Origin of the sequence: Taklimakanibacter albus, assembly GCF_016595235.1 — a bacterium.
In the GTDB taxonomy this organism is placed as follows: domain Bacteria; phylum Pseudomonadota; class Alphaproteobacteria; order Rhizobiales; family Aestuariivirgaceae; genus Taklimakanibacter; species Taklimakanibacter albus.
Genome location: NZ_JAENHL010000007.1, coordinates 787,266 through 806,615, shown reverse-complemented (window position 1 = coordinate 806,615; position 19,350 = coordinate 787,266). Strand labels below are relative to the sequence as shown.

Annotated in this window: 22 protein-coding genes and 1 tRNA gene; 15 read left to right on the top strand and 8 right to left on the bottom strand. The window is 62.6% G+C overall.

The genetic code is table 11. The features are described 5' to 3' along the window. The first annotated feature begins 67 nt into the window (after positions 1 to 67). The 4 genes from ftsH (at position 68) to JHL16_RS15395 (ending at position 4,150) form a co-directional block, all read left to right on the top strand. Positions 68 to 1,888, top strand: a complete 1,821-nt coding sequence (ftsH, locus tag JHL16_RS15410; RefSeq protein ID WP_200185779.1) for an ATP-dependent zinc metalloprotease FtsH — start codon at positions 68 to 70, stop codon at positions 1,886 to 1,888. Between the two features lie 111 nt (positions 1,889 to 1,999). Next, on the top strand, positions 2,000 to 3,028 hold the full coding sequence (locus tag JHL16_RS15405) for a cytochrome P450 family protein (RefSeq protein WP_200185777.1): 1,029 nt from the start codon (positions 2,000 to 2,002) through the stop codon (positions 3,026 to 3,028). Next, complete coding sequence (locus JHL16_RS15400; protein ID WP_137858090.1) at positions 3,025 to 3,276, top strand: acyl carrier protein; 252 nt, start codon at positions 3,025 to 3,027, stop codon at positions 3,274 to 3,276. The genes JHL16_RS15405 and JHL16_RS15400 overlap by 4 nt, the downstream gene beginning before the upstream one ends. 37 nt (positions 3,277 to 3,313) lie before the next feature. Beyond that, positions 3,314 to 4,150 carry an alpha/beta hydrolase gene (locus tag JHL16_RS15395; RefSeq protein ID WP_200185775.1) on the top strand — a complete coding sequence of 279 codons (837 nt, stop codon included), beginning with the start codon at positions 3,314 to 3,316 and terminating at the stop codon, positions 4,148 to 4,150. Positions 4,151 to 4,172: 22 nt separating this feature from the next. Here JHL16_RS15395 and JHL16_RS15390 read toward each other — a convergent pair whose 3' ends face one another. From JHL16_RS15390 to JHL16_RS15380, 3 genes are all read right to left on the bottom strand, one after another. Next, positions 4,173 to 4,982 carry a hypothetical protein gene (locus JHL16_RS15390; RefSeq protein WP_200185773.1) on the bottom strand — a complete coding sequence of 270 codons (810 nt, stop codon included), beginning with the start codon at positions 4,980 to 4,982 and terminating at the stop codon, positions 4,173 to 4,175. Positions 4,983 to 5,098: 116 nt separating this feature from the next. Then, a complete protein-coding gene (locus tag JHL16_RS15385) occupies positions 5,099 to 5,893 on the bottom strand; it encodes a hypothetical protein (RefSeq protein ID WP_200185771.1) in 795 nt (264 codons plus the stop codon). Positions 5,894 to 5,906: 13 nt separating this feature from the next. After that, positions 5,907 to 6,692: a hypothetical protein gene (locus JHL16_RS15380; RefSeq protein ID WP_200185769.1), complete on the bottom strand. Its 786-nt coding sequence runs from the start codon at positions 6,690 to 6,692 to the stop codon at positions 5,907 to 5,909. An 81-nt stretch (positions 6,693 to 6,773) separates the two neighbouring features. Here JHL16_RS15380 and JHL16_RS15375 point away from each other — a divergent pair, with 81 nt between their 5' ends. Then, positions 6,774 to 7,376, top strand: a complete 603-nt coding sequence (locus JHL16_RS15375) for a CAP domain-containing protein (protein ID WP_200185767.1) — start codon at positions 6,774 to 6,776, stop codon at positions 7,374 to 7,376. A 206-nt stretch (positions 7,377 to 7,582) separates the two neighbouring features. Here JHL16_RS15375 and rpoH read toward each other — a convergent pair whose 3' ends face one another. Continuing rightward, positions 7,583 to 8,497, bottom strand: a complete 915-nt coding sequence (gene rpoH / locus JHL16_RS15370) for an RNA polymerase sigma factor RpoH (protein ID WP_246770944.1) — start codon at positions 8,495 to 8,497, stop codon at positions 7,583 to 7,585. A 275-nt stretch (positions 8,498 to 8,772) separates the two neighbouring features. Here rpoH and JHL16_RS15365 point away from each other — a divergent pair, with 275 nt between their 5' ends. Further along, positions 8,773 to 9,531 carry a bestrophin-like domain gene (locus JHL16_RS15365; RefSeq protein WP_200185765.1) on the top strand — a complete coding sequence of 253 codons (759 nt, stop codon included), beginning with the start codon at positions 8,773 to 8,775 and terminating at the stop codon, positions 9,529 to 9,531. Here the strand turns inward: JHL16_RS15365 and JHL16_RS15360 are convergent. Then, positions 9,526 to 10,518 carry an RluA family pseudouridine synthase gene (locus JHL16_RS15360; protein ID WP_200185763.1) on the bottom strand — a complete coding sequence of 331 codons (993 nt, stop codon included), beginning with the start codon at positions 10,516 to 10,518 and terminating at the stop codon, positions 9,526 to 9,528. The genes JHL16_RS15365 and JHL16_RS15360 overlap by 6 nt on opposite strands. Between JHL16_RS15360 and JHL16_RS15355 the strand changes: the two genes are divergently transcribed. The 6 genes from JHL16_RS15355 (at position 10,517) to JHL16_RS15335 (ending at position 13,993) form a co-directional block, all read left to right on the top strand. Beyond that, positions 10,517 to 10,864 (top strand): DUF6476 family protein, encoded by a 348-nt coding sequence (locus JHL16_RS15355; RefSeq protein WP_200185761.1) that lies wholly within the window; start codon positions 10,517 to 10,519, stop codon positions 10,862 to 10,864. The genes JHL16_RS15360 and JHL16_RS15355 overlap by 2 nt on opposite strands. Before the next feature lie 715 nt (positions 10,865 to 11,579). Then, complete coding sequence (locus JHL16_RS15350; RefSeq protein WP_200185759.1) at positions 11,580 to 11,981, top strand: hypothetical protein; 402 nt, start codon at positions 11,580 to 11,582, stop codon at positions 11,979 to 11,981. Positions 11,982 to 12,085: 104 nt separating this feature from the next. Continuing rightward, positions 12,086 to 12,214: a hypothetical protein gene (locus tag JHL16_RS35240; RefSeq protein ID WP_281436049.1), complete on the top strand. Its 129-nt coding sequence runs from the start codon at positions 12,086 to 12,088 to the stop codon at positions 12,212 to 12,214. Positions 12,215 to 12,304: 90 nt separating this feature from the next. Beyond that, positions 12,305 to 12,380, top strand: a tRNA-Glu gene (locus JHL16_RS15345). A gap of 101 nt (positions 12,381 to 12,481) precedes the next feature. Beyond that, positions 12,482 to 13,672: a class I SAM-dependent methyltransferase gene (locus JHL16_RS15340; protein ID WP_200185757.1), complete on the top strand. Its 1,191-nt coding sequence runs from the start codon at positions 12,482 to 12,484 to the stop codon at positions 13,670 to 13,672. Between the two features lie 45 nt (positions 13,673 to 13,717). Beyond that, entirely contained in the window at positions 13,718 to 13,993 is a 276-nt protein-coding gene (locus JHL16_RS15335) for a hypothetical protein (RefSeq protein ID WP_200185755.1), read from the top strand. A gap of 11 nt (positions 13,994 to 14,004) precedes the next feature. Here JHL16_RS15335 and JHL16_RS15330 read toward each other — a convergent pair whose 3' ends face one another. Next, positions 14,005 to 14,385, bottom strand: coding sequence for a hypothetical protein (locus JHL16_RS15330; protein WP_200185753.1), 381 nt, complete (start codon positions 14,383 to 14,385; stop codon positions 14,005 to 14,007). Between the two features lie 138 nt (positions 14,386 to 14,523). On the opposite strand from JHL16_RS15330, the gene JHL16_RS15325 reads away from it, so the two are divergent. After that, positions 14,524 to 15,804, top strand: coding sequence for a M20/M25/M40 family metallo-hydrolase (locus tag JHL16_RS15325; RefSeq protein ID WP_200185751.1), 1,281 nt, complete (start codon positions 14,524 to 14,526; stop codon positions 15,802 to 15,804). Here JHL16_RS15325 and JHL16_RS15320 read toward each other — a convergent pair. Continuing rightward, a complete protein-coding gene (locus JHL16_RS15320; protein ID WP_200185749.1) occupies positions 15,788 to 16,867 on the bottom strand; it encodes an adenylate/guanylate cyclase domain-containing protein in 1,080 nt (359 codons plus the stop codon). The genes JHL16_RS15325 and JHL16_RS15320 overlap by 17 nt on opposite strands. A 254-nt stretch (positions 16,868 to 17,121) precedes the next feature. Between JHL16_RS15320 and JHL16_RS15315 the strand changes: the two genes are divergently transcribed. Next, positions 17,122 to 17,568, top strand: coding sequence for an SRPBCC family protein (locus tag JHL16_RS15315; RefSeq protein ID WP_200185747.1), 447 nt, complete (start codon positions 17,122 to 17,124; stop codon positions 17,566 to 17,568). On the opposite strand, the gene JHL16_RS15310 is transcribed toward JHL16_RS15315, so the two are convergent. Then, the gene (locus tag JHL16_RS15310) at positions 17,565 to 17,993 is read right to left on the bottom strand and encodes a hypothetical protein (RefSeq protein WP_200185746.1); all 429 of its coding nucleotides are present in this window, start codon (positions 17,991 to 17,993) and stop codon (positions 17,565 to 17,567) included. The two genes, JHL16_RS15315 and JHL16_RS15310, sit on opposite strands and share 4 nt — an antisense overlap. Before the next feature lie 313 nt (positions 17,994 to 18,306). On the opposite strand from JHL16_RS15310, the gene JHL16_RS15305 reads away from it, so the two are divergent. Next, a complete protein-coding gene (locus JHL16_RS15305) occupies positions 18,307 to 19,341 on the top strand; it encodes a succinylglutamate desuccinylase/aspartoacylase family protein (RefSeq protein ID WP_348647260.1) in 1,035 nt (344 codons plus the stop codon). The last annotated feature ends 9 nt before the right edge of the window (positions 19,342 to 19,350 follow it).

The following is a 19,350-nucleotide window of genomic DNA, read 5'->3' as shown; positions in this document are numbered from 1 at the left end:
GGCGCTGCGTGACATGCCTGCCAGCCCTTGTTAGTCTCGCCTGTGAATAGTTTCGGAGGCCGGCCGGATGGACAAGAAGCAGCAGTTCAATCTGTGGTACGTGGCGCTCGCATTCGCCGGGATCCTTCTCGCCCAGGGCTGGTGGCAGACCTACCGCACCGTCGAGCCGCTCGATTATTCCGACTTCCTGGCGCTGCTCAAGAAAGGCGAGATCGCCGAGGTCACGGTCAGCCAGAGCACGATCGAAGGCAAGTTCAAGACACCGCAGAACGGCAAGGAGTTTTTCGTCACCACGCGCGTCGATCCCGCGATCGCCAATGATCTCGCGCAATACAATGTGAAAATCTCGGGCCAGGCGAGCAACGGCTTCCTCTCGACGCTGCTCTCCTGGATCGTGCCGGTGCTGTTCTTCTTCGCGCTCTACATGTTCTTCTTCCGCCGCATCATCGACAAGCAGGGGCTCGGCGGCATGATGAATGTCGGCAAGTCCAAGGCCAAGGTCTATGTCGAGAAGGATACCGGCGTCACCTTTGCCGATGTGGCGGGGGTCGACGAGGCGGAGGCCGAGCTCGTCGAGATCGTCGGCTTTCTCAAGGACAAGGAGAAATATGCCCGCCTCGGCGCCACTATTCCGCGCGGCATCCTGCTGGTGGGCCCGCCCGGCACCGGCAAGACGCTGATCGCCAAGGCGGTGGCGGGTGAGGCGAAGGTGCCGTTCTTCTCGATCTCGGGCTCGGAATTCGTGGAAATGTTCGTGGGCGTCGGGGCGGCCCGCGTGCGCGATCTCTTCGAGCAGGCGCGCAAGACGGCGCCCTGCATCATCTTCATCGACGAGCTCGATGCCTTGGGCAAAGCGCGCTCCGGCCCGAGCTTCGGCGGCAATGACGAGAAGGAGCAGACGCTCAACCAGCTCCTGACCGAGCTCGACGGCTTCGATCCGCGCGAAGGCATCGTGCTGCTGGCCGCCACCAACCGGCCGGAGATTCTCGATCCGGCCTTGCTGCGCGCCGGGCGTTTCGACCGGCAGGTGGTGGTGGACCGGCCCGACAAATCGGGGCGTGTCGAAATCCTCAAAGTGCATATGAAGAAGGTCAAGGCCGACAAGGATGTCGATCTCGAGCAGCTGGCGCAGCTGACCACCGGCTTCGCCGGCGCCGATCTCGCCAATCTCATCAACGAGGCGGCGATCTTCGCGACAAGGCGCGGCGCAAAAAGCGTGACGATGAAGGATTTCGTCGAGGCTTTCGAGCGCATCGTCGCCGGCAGCGAAAAGAAGAGCCGGGTGCTCAATCCCGACGACAAGAAACGTGTCGCCTATCATGAAATGGGCCATGCGCTGGCGGCCGCCACGCTGCCGGGCGCCGACCCGGTGCAGAAGATCTCGATCATCCCGCGCTCGATCGGCGCGCTCGGCTATACGATGCAGCGCCCGACCGAAGACAAATATCTGATCACGCTCACCGAGCTGAAGAACCGCATGGTGGTGCTGATGGCGGGGCGCGCCGCCGAGGAGCTGATCTTCAAGGAGATCTCGACGGGGGCGGCCGACGACATCACGCGGGCCACCGACATCGCCCGTCAGATCGTGACGCGCTTCGGCATGGCCAAGGAACTGGGGCAGGCGGTGTTCGAGCGGCAGGGCTCGAGCTATATCGGCGATAACATGGTGGGCATGCGCCAGAAGGATTACTCCGACGAGACGGCGCAGAAGATCGACCTCGCGGTGAAGGAGCTGATCGACGAGGCCTATGCGCGGGCGAAGAAGATCCTCACCACGCGCCACAAGGATCTCGAGGCCGGCACGCATATCCTGCTCGAGAAGGAGACGATCACGCCGGAGGATTTCAAGGCGCTGTTGCCGAAAGCTGCGAAAGCGGCGGCGGAATAGAACGGGCCATCTGGATGCCTGGACGGGCCCGCTGTCGTGGCGTAAACAGCAGGGCCGTCACCTGTTTATTCCAGCCTTGTTCGAAAGCTCCCGGCCGCCGCAATGAATTCCATGGACTTGCTGTCTTTGCACTATCGGGCGTCCCGGCGCGCCGAGTTCAAGACCATAGATGACATATTCTTCAATCAGGAATTGAAGAGCTGGTTCGTCTTCAAGCCAGAGCTGGTCATCGACTTGCTGCGCGACGATGACCGGCTCATCGTGCCCGACACCGTCGCCAACATCAAAATGCTGGAGGCGCGCTACAAGCGGCAGTTCCCCAATCTCATCTATGCGGTGAGCCACATCCCGTTGCTGCTCAATGGCGAGGTGCATCGCGACATCCGGCGCGGTTTGGCCGAGATCGTGTCGCGGGGCAGGCCGAGGATCCTCGCCGGATTGCCGGAGCTGATGGCCCGTCACATCGCGCCCCTGGATCAGGAAACCCACCCGGAATGGGTTTCGGCCAGGCTTTCGCCGCTGGTCGGCGAGATATTCGGCATCATGTGCGATTGCCCGGTTCCATTGCCCTTTCCGAAGCTGGCATTGACCAGGCTGTTCGATCGTTTCGTCAGCCTGGCGGCACTCGGCGAGGCTGAGAAGCATGCCGGCCAGTTGCGCCAGAGACTTGCCGAGACAGCGCCCCATGTCGATCAGGCCTATGCCGTCGCCCTTCTGGTTCTGGGGCGGGATTCGCTGCTCGGCACGCTCGCCACGGCCTTCCATACAATTCTCAGCGAGAACGAGGGCAAATGTTTCGCCGACATCGAGTTCCCGGATTTTCCGCCGGAGACCGGCGTCGCCATCGCCGAACGGATCGCGACGACGGACATCACGGTGGGAGCGCGGACGATCGCCGCCGGCGACCGGGTAAGAATGTATTTCCAGCCTATAAGCGACATGAGCAGCGCCAACAAGCAGGCCTTGTTCGGCGCCGGCGCGCATTCCTGCCTGGGCCGGCCAATCTCCCTTGACGTCTGGCGCGCGATGATCGAGACCTGCAAGGGGTTTTCGTCGCGGCTGATCTCGGTCAGCTGCGAGTTCGAATCCAACAATATATTCGTGATGCCGCAATTCTTAAGGACCGAGCACGCCCGATGAGTGAGAAGATCGAAACTGAACTGCGTAACGTCTTTGCGGAACTTGGCCTGATCGAGGCCGCGCCTGGCGATGTGACCGAGGACATCACCTTCGCGGATCTCAACGCCGATAGCCTGACGCTCATGGATCTCTGTGTCGCCCTCGAGGAACGTTATGAGTTCATCATCGAGCCGGCCGATGTCATGAAGCAGGCCACTTTGAGCAATCTGGCGCGCTTCATCGCGACGCGGCGGCCTGAACGGGCGTGAGCTTTCCGTGAACGAGCGGAAGACACGATTTGAAGTCATGCTCGCGGATAGACCCGTCGCCATCAGCGTGCGGGAATGGCGCATCGGCAAGCCGAAGGGCCGGGTGATCTGCCTGCATGGGCTGGGCGTGAACGGTGCCGAATATGCGCCTATGGCGGAGGGCCTGAACAAGGCCGGTTTCGACGTGCTGGCCCCGGATTGGATGGGGCACGGCGACAGCGACTATCTCAGCAATCTCGAAGACTATGACTGGACGAACTACGTCAAATGCCTGACGGCGATCGTCAGGCACCATCATGGGCCGGTGACCCATTATGTGGGAACGTCCTGGGGCGGGGCGATCCTGCTCATGTTTCTGCTGTCGTTGCGGGTGCGCCCGCAATCGGCGATCTTCGTCGATGTTCCGATCCGGACCGCGCCCGAGACGACGCGTCATGGCGAAATACTCGGCCGGCAGGTGGGCCAAAGCTTCGCATCCGCCGCCGAAGGCAATGCGTTCCTGGCCCAGCTGCGGCCATTGCTGGTGGAGGTGCCGGCGAAATACAAGGCTTATCTCGATCAGGAGCGCTATCGCGCCGAAGGCGATCGCCTCATTTTCAGCTTCGATCCCCTGGCGATAGGCAGGCTGAGCGGAAGCGCAAGCTGGAAATACAATTATTTCGGTGAGCTGAAGCGTTTCAGTTTCGATACACTGTTTCTCTATGGAGCCGCCAGCCCGCATCGCTGGCCGCCGGACTATGTGGCCCTGGCTCAGAAGTCGCCTCTCATCACCTATAATGGCGACATGAAGGGAGGCCACCCGCCGATGCTCCTGTTCGAGGAGCAGTTCGGCCCGATCGTCGATTACATCAAGAAGAAAACGCCGGCGCGCTGACGTCGCGCCAGCGTAACGGTGATCAGAAGTCCCGCCCTTCGACGAAGAAGCCATAAAGCGATGTCAGAATGGTGACGTTGAAGATGGCCAGCAGCCAGCCAAGGAAGGCCTGAATCAGCTGGGAGATGACGAGCGTGATGGTGGGACCGATAAGGGCCAGCGTAAAGTCGAGGGCGAGGAAGACAAGCGCCACGCCGATCAGCAGCAGGAACTGGAACAGGATGACGAGGAAGATCGGCAGCTTGTTGTCGCGCGTCGCCGCCCAGGCGTCGCTGAGCGAGAAGTCGCGCCGGCCGATCGCGATCGCCGGCAGCTTGACGCTGAGCCGGTAGGTCGAGATCACGACGAACATGAAACCGGCCAGCCCGATGATGACGGCCACTACCCCGATGACTTCCGAGAGCGATCCCAGCAGCATCAGCGGCAGCATGCCGATCATGAAGACGACGCCGACGATCAAGCCGATGAGCCAGACATTGCCGACATAGCGCCAGGTCAGTCCGTCGAGCCGGAAGAGCTCGGCCCCGACGGGCACCTGATCGAGCAGAATATAACGGTGCCAGTTCACAGCGATGGAGGCGAAGGCCAGGATGGTGACAAGGGCCACGACGATGGCGATCGGCACATAAAAGCCGGGATGAACCTCGATGCCGCCGGCGAGAGCAAAGCTGGCAAAAGCAAGTGTGCCGATATTCAGGGCAGCCAGGACGAGATACCATGGCCAGGAGATGCGGAAGGCATAGCCGATATTGTTGCGCACGCTTTTGATGGCGTGGCTGACGCACGCCCCGGCCGGGAGCTGGCGGGGCAACGGGCTTCCACTCGTATTCATATGCCGTTCCTTTCCCTTCAGAAGTCCAAGAAGTGATCACTTTGGCAAGTAGTCACCATGCTCTGCCTTCTTATTTGCGCCTGATTTCTCCGGAACTTTCCGGATCATGCTCTAGCTCAGAAGTCGCGGCCCTCGGCGAAGAAGCCATAGAGCGAGGTGAGGACGGTGATGCTGAATATCGTGATGATCCAGTTCGCCGCGAAATGCAGGACATAGGCAACCGCAATGGCCAAAGCCGGGCTGAGCTGATTGAGGGCCGCGGCGAGGAGGCCGATGAGGAGGAGCGATCCCAGGAGACAGACGATCTCGAACAGCGCGACCAGAAAGATCGGCAGGTTGCTGTCGCGCGTCACCGCGAAAGCGTTCTTCAGGCCGAAATCGGTACGGCCCAAGGCGATGGCGGGCAGCTTGACGCTGAGACGCAGCGCGATGGTGCCGGCAACGGGAACGATGATGATGAAGAGCAGGAGCGGAAACAGCGGGCTCGCGCCGAGCGAGGTGAGGGCGGCAATGATGCCGAGCGGAATGCCGACCAGGAAGCCGGCCACCACGAGGATGAGGAAGATGAGGATGATATTGCCGAAATAGCGCCAGACCTTGTCATCGAGGCGGAAAATGCCGCGCGAGTCCGGCACTTCGTCGAGCAGGATATAACGGTGCCAGTTCACCGCGATGGAGGCGAAAGCGAAGCCGAGAAGGAGGCCGGAGATCATGTTGTTGAGGAAGGCCAGCCCCTGGTTCTGCGTCAGGTCGCCGCCGGCGGCAGCGCTCAAGACCAGGCTTACAATGATGGTCAGGGGAATGACGACCACATACCACGGCCAGCTGATGCGGAAAGCATAGACGATATTGTGGCGCACGCTGTTGATGGCATGGCCGATGCAGGTGCCGACCGGTAGCTTCCGGGTCATTAAATCTTCTCCGTCAGAAATCGCGCCCCTCGGCGAAGAAGCCATAGAGCGAGGTGAGAATGGTGATGCCGAAGATGGTGAGGATCCAGTTGACGAACAGCTGGGCCAGGAGGCCGGTGACGAAGCCGAATATGGGATGAATGGCGCCGGTGACAAATTCCAGGAAGAACATGAGCATGCCAGTGCCGAGGGCGAGAGCGACCTGGAACAGGATGAGCAGCAGCACCGGCAGGCTGTTGCCGCGCGTGGCGGCCAGAGCGTGGCTGAAGGTGAAGTCGCGACGGCCGAGCGCCACGGCGGGAAGCTTCACGCTGAGGCGGACGGAAAAGATCGCCAGGATCATGAAGAAGATGAGGCCGACGATGACCACTGCGATGATCACGGAGTCGGAATAGAGATTTGCGGCAAGGGCGATGAGCGGGCCCATAATGACGGCGCTGATGAGAAACAGGATCAGGCCGATGAGCAGCAGATTGCCGAGATAGCGCCAGGTGTGGCCGTCGAGGCGGAAGATGCTGCCGCCGGTGGGAACTTCATCGAGCAGAATGTAGCGGTGCCAGTTCACGGCGATGGCGGCGAAGGCCACGAAGCTGATCGCCACGAGAAAAACCACGCCGAAATGCAGAGCGGAAAGGACGCCGCCGGCCGCCAGGACGCCCAGGCCGGCGAAAACGGCGATGGAGAGGACGGCGATGGCGGCATACCACGGCCAGCTGATGCGGAAGGCGTAGGATATATTGTTGCGGACGCTGTTGACGGCGTGCCGGATGCAGGTGCCAACCGGAAGCTTTCGGGTCATATTGTCTCTCCCTCTTGCCTCCGCCTTAAGAAAGCCCGAAGGCCCCGTCAAGCCGCGTCACGACATGACATGAGAGTGCCCATGAGCCAGACCCGCCGTTCCGTCCTGAGTGTTTTGCTTCTGCTGCCGGTCGTGGGCACTGGGCTCGCGACGGTTCCGGCCGAGGCGGCCGGCGATTATGCCCAATATGCCCGCCAGGTGCTTGCCAGCCTGCCCGCCAATAGCGAGCCCCGGCCCGATCTCGAGGCCTATCTCGACAAGCTCGTCTCGTCCTATCGGCAGGCCAATGGCCGCAAGGGGCTCGCCGCCAGCGACATGCTGCGCGAGGCGGCGCGGGCCCAGGCGGCCGACATGATGTATGCCGGCAAATCGCGCCACGTTTCGCGCGCCGGCCATTCCTTCGACCAGCGTTTCGGCGCCTATGTGGAGGCGGCCGAGCTCTATAAAGCGCGCGGCGAGAATGCTGCCAGCGACCGCAAGAAAGGCCCGGCCGACCTCGCCAAGGCGAAGGGGCTGTTCGACCTGTGGCTCGACAGCAGCGGCCACCGGCGCAACCTGATGAAGCGGGATTACGAGTTCGTGTCGACCGGCGTCATCCAGCGCGGCAATGAATTATGGGCGGTGCAGATCTTCTGGTCGAAGAAGATGGAGCCCGGCAGCAATCCGCTGTTGCTGATTCAGTAGGACAGCTTCGTCGCTATCCGTCATCCCGGCGAAAGCCAGGATCCATTGAGTAAACGCGACTGGGGAAGCGCTGATTATCTTGCGAGGGTTTATTGGATCCCGGCTTTCGCCGGGATGACGGAAAGTGGGCATAGGGCGAGGGCAAAACGAAAAGCGCCGCCCCGGTTTGATGCGGGACGGCGCTCTTCAACTCGTTCAGGCTTGTCTTAGACGCGGGCCTCGGCGGCGAGGGCGGATTTGGGCGCCAGCGCCTTCTGGGCGGCGTTCTTGACCGCCTTCTGCACCTTTTCGAAGGCGCGAACCTCGATCTGGCGAATGCGCTCGCGCGACACGCCGAATTCCTGGCTCAGGTCTTCAAGGGTGGCCGGGTCTTCCTGCATGCGGCGCGCCTCGAAGACGCGGCGCTCGCGGTCGGTGAGCTTATCCATCGCCTCGGTCAGAAGCTCGAGACGCATGCGCTTCTCTTCGCTTTCGACGAGGACGTCTTCCTGCGTGTCGGTGTCATCGACGAGCCAGTCCTGCCATTCGCCTTCCGACTCGGCGCGCACCGGCGCGTTGAGCGAGGCGTCGCCTGACAGGCGGCGGTTCATCGACACGACATCTTCTTCCGGCACGCCGAGACGACGGGCGATCTCCTTAACCTGGTCGGGGCGCAGGTCGCCCTCTTCCAGGGCCTGGATCTGGCCCTTCACCTTGCGCAGGTTGAAGAACAGCTTCTTCTGGCTGGCCGTGGTGCCCATCTTCACGAGGCTCCACGAGCGCAGAATGAATTCTTGAATCGAGGCTTTGATCCACCACATGGCGTAGGTGGCAAGGCGGAAGCCCTTGTCGGGCTCGAAGCGCTTGACCGCCTGCATGAGGCCGACATTGCCTTCCGAGACGACCTCGGAAATGGGCAAGCCATAGCCGCGATAACCCATGGCGATCTTGGCCACGAGGCGCAAATGGGAGGTGACGAGCTTGTGCGCGGCTTCGCGGTCGCCATGCTCTTTCCATTGCTTGGCGAGCATGAACTCCTCGTCCGGCTGCAGCATCGGGAACTGGCGGATCTCCTGCAAATAGCGGGAAAGGCCGCCTTCGCTCGAGACGCTCGGCAGTGCTGACATAGATCTGTTGGCCATTTAGTTTTCCCCCCTTTCACGGGCCGGGTGGAAGGCAAGGGCCTTCTCCGGTGATGAGGATATAGGGATCAATGTGCGAAATTTAAGACCGTTCCCGCCAAAAAAGAAACTAAACAAGTTGCAATATTGGCCTGCGCCGGGCGCAGGGCTGGAAAACGCGTTCAATCCCTTGAATTATATCGGGGATCGGCTTTGAGGCTGGTTGGACCAGCGGACCATGGACAAACTGTCGCTGGGGTATATCAGTAACAGGCTAACTTGCGGGTAACCGGTGCATGACCTGGCTCTATTTCCTGTCCTTCCCCACCCTGTTCCTGGTCCTGTTGATCATGACCGGGCTCGTCAGCACAGCTTTGTGGGCGCTGCCCAAGCTGCCGCCGGTGGCCCACCTGATGCGCTGGGGCAAAGCCATGTCGCCGGTTTTGCAGGGCATTTGCGGCACCTTGTTCGTGCTCGCCACCACCTTCCTGTCGTCGAGCGTATGGACGGCCGAGGACAAGGCTTATGAGGCGGTGGCGATCGAGGCGCGGCAAGTCCGCCAGTTGCGCACGCTGGCGCATCTCTTCGCCGAGCCGCGGCGCTCCGAGCTCGTCAATCTGGTGTCCGAATATGCCGGGCAGACGGCGGCGGAATGGCCGCTGATGACGGACGCCGGCGGCGGGCGCGGCGCCGAGCAGGTGCTGACCGCGCTTTACGGCGCCGCCGTGTCGCTGGCGGGCAGTGAGCAGATGCTGTCGGGCGAGATCATGCAGGCGCTCAATGCGGTGGGCGATGCGCGTGAGCGCCGTCTCGACATCGCGCGCAACAGCGTCAATGAGGACCAATGGGTGGTGATGCTGATCCTGGCGCTGATCCTGGGCGCCGCCGTCACCTTCGTGCATGTCGAGGAGGACAAAGCGCGCGCCGTGGCGCTGGGCCTCGTCACCGTCATGGTGGCGACGGCGCTGCTGCTCATGATCATGCATGACCGGCCGTTCATCGGCTACGAGGCGCTCGGCCCCGAGGCGATCGTCGCCGCGGCGAGAGGTCTATGAAAGGGCCGAAATAAGAGCGGCGAGATCGGGCGGCGGATCGCTTTCGAACGACATCGGCTCGCCCGAGACCGGATGCTCGAAACCCAGCACCGCGGCATGGAGCGCCTGGCGGCTGAGCGCCCTCAGCGCCACCTGGGCGCCTTCGGGGAGCTTGTGGATGGCGGTCTTGAAGCCCTTGCCATAGGTCTCGTCACCTAAGAGCGGGTGGCCGATATGGGCCATATGCACGCGGATCTGGTGGGTGCGGCCGGTTTCGAGCCGGCAGGTGATGAGGCTCGCCACCGGTGGCGTACCGAAGCTTTGCTCCACGTCGTAGTGGGTGATGGCCACGCGGGCCTGGGGGCTGCGGGAGACGGTCATCTTCTCGCGGCTGACGCCGTGGCGGCCGATCGGCGCATCGATGGTGCCGCGCCGGCGCTCAGGCGCGCCCCAGGCGACGGCGATATAGGCGCGCTCGAGCCTTCCGTCGCGGCCATGGGCGGCGAACTGCTCGGAGAGGCTTTTATGGGCCTGGTCGGTCTTGGCGACGACGAGCAGGCCAGACGTGTCCTTGTCGAGGCGGTGGACGATGCCCGGCCGCTTGACGCCGCCGATGCCGGAGAGGCTGTCGCCGCAATGGGCGAGGAGGGCGTTGACGAGGGTGCCTGAATCATGGCCGGCGGCCGGGTGGACCACGAGGCCCGCCGGCTTGTCGATGACGATGAGCGCGTCGTCCTCATAGACGATGGTGAGGTCGATCGCTTCGGGCAAAGGTTCGGCCGGGACGGGGGGCGGCAGGCGGACCGTCACATGATCCTCCGCCTTCATCTTGCGGCGCGCCTCGGTGACGGGCGCCCCCTCGACATCGACGCACCCATTGGCAATAAGGGTCTGGAATCGCGCCCGGCTCACCTCGGGGAAGCGGTGCGAGAGAAAGCGGTCGAGCCGCTCGCCCGCGGCTTCGGGCGGAACGGCCGCTTCCAAGTGATCTAGCGATGGAGACATCATGACGGACAACCAGCAACCGGATATGGGGGATACCCCGCCGCAGCCGGGCTTACGATTCCTTGAATGGACCGTCTATATCATGGGCGGGCTGCTCGTCATCATGCTTGTGGTGCTGCTGGGCGGCATCGCCTGGAAGGCGACGCGCGGCAAGGCGCCGGAAGAACCGCCGAAAGCCAGCCTGGTCGAGATCGGCGTGCCGGCCGGCGCCACGATCGGGTCCGTGACGCTCGACGGGAACACCATGGCGGTGCAGGTGACTGCCAGTGGAACCCAGGAAGTGGTGGTCGTCGATACGAAGAAGGGTGTCGTCGTCAGCAGGGTGAGGTTGAAGCCGGAGGGGCAGTGAGGGGCGGGGGGGCCTGCCCAGCATATTGATGGGCTCGTCGTTGCACCGCTTGGGCTAGGGCCAGTGCCGATCTGGCACATCTATAGGGGCGATGATCGCTCCAGGCCTAGTAGCTGCCTTGCGACAGGAGAGTCTGTTTCAATATGGCGATAAATTTTTTGTGTTTCTATTCCGGCTCTTTGCAATACTGAACCAGACTCACTTGCGGAAGAGTCTCGCCTCGTGCATTCTATTCGCCAACAGGGGCTATCTCGATGCGGGCGGCGTCCAACCTTGCAGAGTCTGCTGACTGCGCGTGTCCCGGTAATTATGCCGAGGCTGCCGCCGGGCTTTTGGCCGGGCCGCCAAATGCGGATTGGGCGAGCCGCTTGTCTTCTGCGCCGTGTGAGGGGCTCGAGCGCCTCCGTGATCAAGGTCGACAAACTTTCAACATCAATGCTTGCTCACGGGCTGTGCAATGGTGCGCAAGTCGAAGTCGCGTCGACGGTCAGTCCCGGCAGGTGCGGACCAAATCCGAAGTCTCGTTCCAATTGAATGCACTGTCACCGAAATTAACTGTCACCGAAATTAAGGCGAGGCCTGGCAAGTGCGGTTCTACGGAGAAGTGAGGCGCCGAGATGGTTAGGTCCACTGCCGTCACCGAAATCCTGGAGATCTCGTTGGCGTGGGCTTAGCAGTGTCGGTACATCGTAGAAAATTTGGATAGGGGAAGTGCATGTTCGTTATCGAAAGGGACCCGAAGCGGCTGGGTAGCGGTAGAACAATAGATCGCGAACGGGGAATGGAGCTGAAGGAGATCATGGCGACCCGTGACGAGATACGTCTCGTCCTGAACGTGAAAGGGAAGGATATTACCGTAAGCGCAAGTTACCGATTCGCCGGAGAAAACAGGAACATTATTGAGTATTTTGTAGAAAGGTTTGGGAACGGTTGGTCCTCAGTCCGTGAAAGCTACAGCAAGTATGACTTTTCGTCTCGTGCCGAGAAGCTTGAGATCGCAGAATATATTGAAGAAGCCTTGAAAGCATTCGGAGTTCATCATTCCCTGCCTCCTGGACATTCTGTCGATGTGAAATTTAGTGAGGAAGCGCTTTCCTACAGGGAGGGAGGGCTGTGATTACGATTGAGCAAGCCAAAATACAGTTAACTGCGCTGTTCGAAAATGGCCAGACTCCCTCACTTGCGCAATTGCAGTCTATTGCGTCGCAGCTTTCCCATTCAGTGCCAGGTACTACCTCGACGCCCGGCATGCCGGCCGAGGTGTTCTTCCCGACCGGTGCCCGCACCATCTTGTCCTATCTGGTGAAGCCGCTCAGCGACCAGGTCGAGCGCGCGTTCCGGGAGGAGTGAGGGCCGGCGCGCGCTGGACCGGCCCGGTCCGTCACGGGATGTCTTGCGCTTTGCGGCGGAGCCCCTTATATCGAGCCCCTCGAACAGTGCGCCCCCTTCGTCTAGTGGCCCAGGACGCGGCCCTCTCACGGCTGAAACAGGGGTTCGACTCCCCTAGGGGGCGCCATTCAATTCCTTAACATCATGATTTTCCAGCCGCTTTCCTGGGTTCACCGCGGCCGCACTCACGGCTGGCGCAAGCGGCCATGCTCACGTTAGGCTTGGGCCATGATCGAATCCTTTCTTCGCCGGATGATCAAGGTCGGGAACCTGACGGTTCATCTGCCCGGCGGCCGCACGCTCAAAGCCGGGGATGGCAGCGGGGCGCCGGTGGTCCTGCGCCTGTCGGCCAAGACGCTGCGCCGCATCGCGCTGCATCCCGGACTGGCCTTTGGCGAGGCCTATATGAACGGCGACCTGGTCATCGAGCAGGGTGGCCTTTGGGACCTCCTGGACATGGTGGGCCGCAGCGGCGGCCGGGCGCCCGCCAAGGGGCGCCCGCCGCTGCTGAAGCGCCTCAAGCAGACGCTCAAGCGACGCCTCCAGCAGGCCAATGGCCGGCTGGCCTCGCGGCGCAACGTCGCCCACCACTACGATCTGTCGAACGACCTCTACCGGCGCTTCCTCGATGCCGACATGCAGTATTCCTGTGCTTATTTCCGCCGACCGGACATGACCCTGGAAGAGGCGCAGGCGGCGAAGAAGAGCCATATCGCGGACAAGCTGAGGATCGAGCCGGGCCAGAGCGTGCTGGACATCGGATCCGGCTGGGGCGGGATGGCCATGACGCTCGCCAAAGACTATGGCGCCAAGGTCACCGGAGTCACGCTGTCGACGGAACAGCTCAACCTGGCACGTGACCGCGTGGCGGCCGCGGGGCTGGCGGAACGGATCACCTTCGAGCTTCGGGATTATCGCGACCTGGCCAGTTCCTTCGACCGGATCGTCTCCGTCGGAATGCTGGAGCATGTGGGCGCCCCTAACCTGCGTGCTTATTTCGAGACGGTGCGCCGGCTGCTGGACACCGATGGCGTCGCGCTGATCCACACCATCGGCCGGATGGAAGGCCCACGGGCCACCAACGCCTTCACCCAGAAATACATCTTTCCGGGCGGCTATGTGCCGGCCATGTCCGAGGTCACCCAAGCCATCGAGGAGGCGGGGCTGTGGATCACCGATGTGGAGGTCCTGCGCCTGCACTATGCCGAGACGCTGAAACATTGGCGCCAGCGATTCATGGCCGACCCGGAAATCCCCCGTCTCTATCCCGAGACGTTCCGCCGGATGTGGGAGTTCTACCTGGCCGGCTCGGAGATGGGCTTCCGCTATGCGGGCCACATGGTGATGCAGTTCCAACTGACCCGGCGTATCGACGTCCTACCGAACACGCGGGACTACATGCTGGAGAAGGGCGCCTGAAAAGGGCATTGTGACGTGTCGCGATCAACAGAGAGGGAGTTTCAGATGAAATTGAAAGTCGTTTCCTGCGTCTTGTTCATCGCCGGCATGACGACGGCGGCTCAAGCCGACCGGAAGGCCGCCGATGAATGCGCCGCATCGCTGCCGGCCAACGCCAAATATATTTATGAGACCACCCAGGCGAGCCACCCGACCGAGGAAACCGGCCGCAGCATCGTGATCGGCATCGTCGAAAAGATGATCGCCGAGGGCAAGCTGACGCTCGGCGAAGGCGAGACCGCCGGCGAAGCGGCGGGGACCTGCCTCGAAAAAATGAAGTAGCCTCCCGGCTCTCAGCCTTCTGTTTCAGGAATGCGGTCGGTCAGTTCCTTGCCGGATGCGGGGGGCGCCGGGGAGCCTGATTTGGGCGGCGCCACGGAATCGGGGGCTGCGTCTTTCTCAGGCGGCCTTATGTCGATAGTCTCGCCCGGCGCCTGCTTGGTGATGATCCGGTCGCCGCCGGTCGATGTCTCCACGGCCGGTGCATTCTCGTCCCGCGGAATACGTTCGTCGATCTCTTTGCCGGATGACGGGGAAGGCGCCTCGGTCGTGGGCTGCTCGTCAATCTTCCCGTCGTTCCAGATCGGCGTGTCGGCGGTCAGGTAATAGATGCCGGCGACCGCGAGCGCGACGCAGAACAAGGCGGCCAGCAAGGCGTAGGTCTGATCCTTCATCGCGCGTCCCTCGGTCAGGAACTTGGTCCTCAGTGCATATTTGGTGAAACTGAAGGCATGCCGCAAGGGAATAAATAACGAGACTTGACGAGACGCGGAGAGAAGGCCAGCACACGGAGATGATCGATCGGGGTGACAATGACTGAAGACCGCAAGCAATTGCTCGACTGGCTCCACAATGAGAAGGACGAGATCATCGAATTGCTCAGGGCTCTCCTGCGCGAGCGCTCGCCCAATCCGCCGGGCGACACACGCTCGACCGCCGATGTCGTCACGCGCTATCTGAGCGGGCAGGGGCTCGACCACCGGATCGTCTCGCCGCATCCCGAAATGCCCAATATCATCGCCAATTTCCAGGCGGCGCGGCCGGGGCGTCATCTGGTGCTCAACGGCCATATGGATGTCTTCCCGCTGGCGCCTGGCAATGCCGGCTGGAGCAAAGATCCGTGGGGCGCCGAGATCGTCGACGGCAAGATCTATGGCCGCGGCGCCTCAGACATGAAGCCGGGCACCACCGCCTCGCTCATCACTTATGTGCTTTTGTCGCGCCTGCGCGACAAGCTCCACGGCCAATTGACGCTCACCTGCGTCTCCGACGAGGAGACTTTCGGGCCCTGGGGTGCCCGTTATCTGATGGAGCATCATCCGGAAGTGCATGGCGACTGCCTGCTCAATGGTGAGCCGAGCGGACCCGAATCGATCCGTTTCGGCGAGCGTGGGCCGTTGTGGATCGAGTTCACGGTGCGCACGCGGGGCGCCCATGGCGCCTATGTGCATGCGACCGGCAGCGCCACCAAGATCGCCATGAATCTCGCAATGGCGCTGGAAGAGCTGACCGACATCGAAGGAAGGGTCAGCGACAATGTGCAGCGCGCCATCGATCTCGGCCGGCCCACCATGGACCGCATGATGGGCAAGGGCGCCGGCGATCTCGTCTCCAAGGTCACGCTCAATATCGGGCTGATGAATGGCGGCGACAAGGTCAACATGATCCCGTCGCATTGCACGTTCACCGCCGATCTGAGGCTGCCGGTCGGCATGGGCAAGGCCGATCTCCTGCCGAAGATCGCCGAGATCACCGGCCGCTATCCGGAAGCCACCTGGCGCGAGATCGGCGGCGACGAGCCGTCCTGGTGCGATCCCGATCACGAGATGGTCGGCATCATCCAGAACAACGTCACCGCCTTCGGCCGCCCGAAGCCGACGCCGATCGTCAGCATCGGCGGCACCGATGCGCGGCTCTGGCGGCACAACAACGTGCCGGCCTATGTCTATGGTCCCTACCCGCATGGCATGGGCTCGCATGACGAGCATGTCGACATCGAGGAGTTCCTCCATGTCGTGCGCACCCATGTGCTATCGGCCTATGATTATCTGAGCCGCCCGGATGCGGTACGGCCGGTCAATCGGGAAGCGTGAAGACCTCGCACGGCTCGTCGATGCCGCGCAGTTCATGCGCGCCCAATGGCCGTAACGGGTTCGTCGCCTCGGCAGCGAAGGCACCCGAGATCAGCACGGTGTGCTGCAGCGGCTTGCACAGGCCTTCGAGCCGGCTGACGAGATTGACGGCGCGGCCGATGGCGGTGAAGTCGAGGCGGTCAGCGGTGCCGATATTGCCCCAGATGATGTCGCCCAGATGCAAGGCCATGCCGAAGGGCAAAGGCGGCAGGCCTTGCCGGGCGCGGCTTTCGTCGAGATGCGCCATGCCGGCGCGCGCCGCCGCAACGGCGCTGAGCGCGCCGTCGCAGGCGACGGAGGGCGGATTGCCGCCGACCGGGAAAATGACGAGCACACCATCGCCGATGAATTTCAGCACCTCGCCGCCAAAGGCATGGACGGCGCCGGCGATGCGATCGAACCAGGCGCCGAGCGCGGCCACCACCACCTCGGGCGCCGCCCGCTCCGACAATTCGGTGAAACCGCGCAGGTCGGCATAGAGGAGAGCCGCGCGAATGGTCTCGCCCGGCTCGCGGCGCAAGCGGCCGGCCAGAACCTGGGCGGCGCTGCGGCGGCCGAGATAGGTCTCGAGCAGCGCGACCAGCGTGGCGTTCAGGGCGAGAATGGCGAGCGGTGCGGCGGCGAAACGCGCGACGGCGCCGAGCAGCGCCGATTGATCCTCGGTGAGAGGCCCGCTCAGCGCCCAGCCGAGGACCGGGCCGTCGGGTGTCGTGCCCGCGACATCCTCGCGGACCGAATGGGGCCTGAGGCCCGAGAGCCAGTCACGCCCGACGGTGACCGGCTCGAGCACGGTGATGCTCATCGAGGCGAAACCCAAAGCTTCGATCACGACGCCATTATCCGCCCGCCACAGCCAGACGCGCCGCGCGATGATCGGATGCGGCGCGGAGAGCGTCAGCGCGCCGCCGGCGAGCGGCAGGCCCTCGGCGATGAGGCGCGCGCCGAGCGCCGCGAGGAACTGGTCGGCGCCGGCGAGGCTGCCGGCGTCGTCGATGAGCCAGGCGAGAGGAGGGGGAAGCTGCATCGGCGGATCATGCCGGTCCGCGGCGCGCCTGTCATCGGGTGATGCGTAGCCCTAACCCCCTCACCCTGAGGTGGCCGCGCAGCGACCCTCGAAGGGTTGCCTCATTCTGATGGTGCTTCGAGGCTCGCTTCGCTCGCGCCTCAGCATGAGGATGCTTTGAGAAGACGCTGCCGCTAGGACAGATGTTCCAGCCGAATGCATCTTGACCGCGACGATGGTTGGGGATGGAGTGTCCTCTTCAAGGAGGCCCCCACATGGTCGAACCGCTCGTCGTTCGCCGCGAAGTCCAGATCGCGGCGCCGCCCGCCACGGTCTTCGCGTTCCTGACCGATCAGGACAAGTTGCTGCGCTGGATGGGCACGGAGGCGACGGTCGAGCCGCAGACGGGTGGGCTCTATCTGGTCAATGTCACCGGCAAGAGCATCGCACGCGGCAAATTCATCGAGGTCGTTCCCGTCCACCGGCTGGCTTACAGCTTTGGCTGGGAGGGGAACCCGAAGGTGCCACCGGGATCGAGCTTGATCGAGATCGATCTCCTCGAGGAAAAAGGCGGCACGCTGTTGCGGCTCACGCATAGCGGCCTGCCGGATGCCGAGGAATGCGCCGGCCATGAAGAGGGCTGGACGCATTATCTCGGCCGCCTCGAGATCACCGCGGCGGGCGGCGATCCTGGACCCGATTCGAACTGCAAAGCGCGCTAGTTGTTTGCCGGCAGCACGAAGGCATTGACGCGGAAAACCCTGAGCGCGATCTTCTTGGCCAACATTTCGGCATCGGCATAGTCGGACTTGCTCAAAGCGAGGCAGGTCTTCTCGAAGGACGACTGATCGTCGGATGTGCTGCGGAGTTTGGGTGAGCCGATGATCACCATCCGCCACGCACAGCTCAGTTTCTGATCACGAACAAAAATGCCATTGGAAAATTCGCTGGCGTAACGGGCGACGGAGCGCATCGAGGCGCGCCGCCCGGCCAGCGCGCCGCCCATGATCAAGGGCAGCAGGCGCTGATGCGCCTTGCAGTTCTTCGGCTCCGAGGTCGTGCCGCAATCGAGCTTCTTGGGGAAGATCGCATCGTCATTGTCGGCCGAAGCGATGGCCGGCGAGGCGAGGCACAATAAGGCGATCACAGGCACTTGCAAAAACTTCACAATCAGCTTGCTCCAGGCTCGTGAGCAGGATGCGCCGTGGCACGCCGCATATCGGAATCGGGCCGACGCTTTTGTTTGCGCATCGGCTTATCCGAAAACCGCTTCGTACTTTTCGGGCCGATGCTGTGCACCATCCTGACAGGAATGTAAATTCACAGGCGACCCATGGTCAAATTAGGGCGAAGTTCCCAATACCGACAAGAAGCTTGACATACGGTATACCGTACGCAAGGATGAATGAACCTCGCGAGGCGGAGGCCTCGGCGTACAAATATGGGGGAACATCTTGGCAGTGCAGGTCGAGAAAAGTCGCATCTCGAATCCCATCGATTTCGACAAGAACGGGCGTCAGGCCGGCGTGCTCAGAGCGCCACTGGCGCGCAATACTTCAGCCTGGGGTGTGATCGAGATTCCGATCATCTCGGTGAAGAACGGCAAAGGTCCGACCGTGTTGCTCACCGGCGGCATCCACGGCGATGAATATGAAGGGCCGATCGCGATCTCGCATCTCGCCCGCACGCTCGATCCGGCCAAGGTGCAGGGCCGGGTGATCATGATTCCCGCTTACAATATCCCCGCCGTGCTCAACGACACGCGGCTCAGCCCGGTCGACAATCGCGACATGAACCGCTGTTTCCCCGGCAATCCGAAAGGCACTTTCTCGGAGATGCTGGCGCATTTCCTCGATGGCTACATCCTGCCTTTGGCCGACGTGTCGGTCGACATGCATACCGCCGGCCACAGCGCGGATTCGGCCCTTTCGACAAACATGCATTATCTCCCCGATCCGGGTTTGCGGAAAAAGACGATGGATGCGGCGGCGGCCTTCGGCGCGCCCTTCAACACGGTGTTCTGGGGCGTCGATGAGGGCGCCACCTTCACCTCCTGCGTCGAGCGCCGTGGCATCATCTCGCTCGGCACCGAGCTCGGCGGCTGGGGCCGCGTCAATATCGAAGGTGTGCGCATCGGCAGGCGCGGCGTCGACAATATCCTGAAGCATTTCGGCGTCATCGAGGGCGAGCCCGAGACGCAGCAGCGCGACGGCTCGGCCGCAACGCGCCACATGATGGTGCGCGATCCCGCCGGCTATTCCTTCGCGCCGGCCGCCGGCCTGTTCGAGCCGACCAAGGTCGTCGGCGATGCGATCGAAGCGGGCGAGTCCGCCGGGCTCCTGCATTTCGTCGAGGAAGTCGACCGCGCCCCGATCGAAGTCAAATACCAGCGTGACGGTGTGTTGTGGATGTCGGCGGGTCCGGGCCGTGTGGCGCGCGGCGACACGATCGGCGTGGTGATGAGAGACTATGACGAAGCGCTGGCCGCTGCCTGAGCCGGAAAT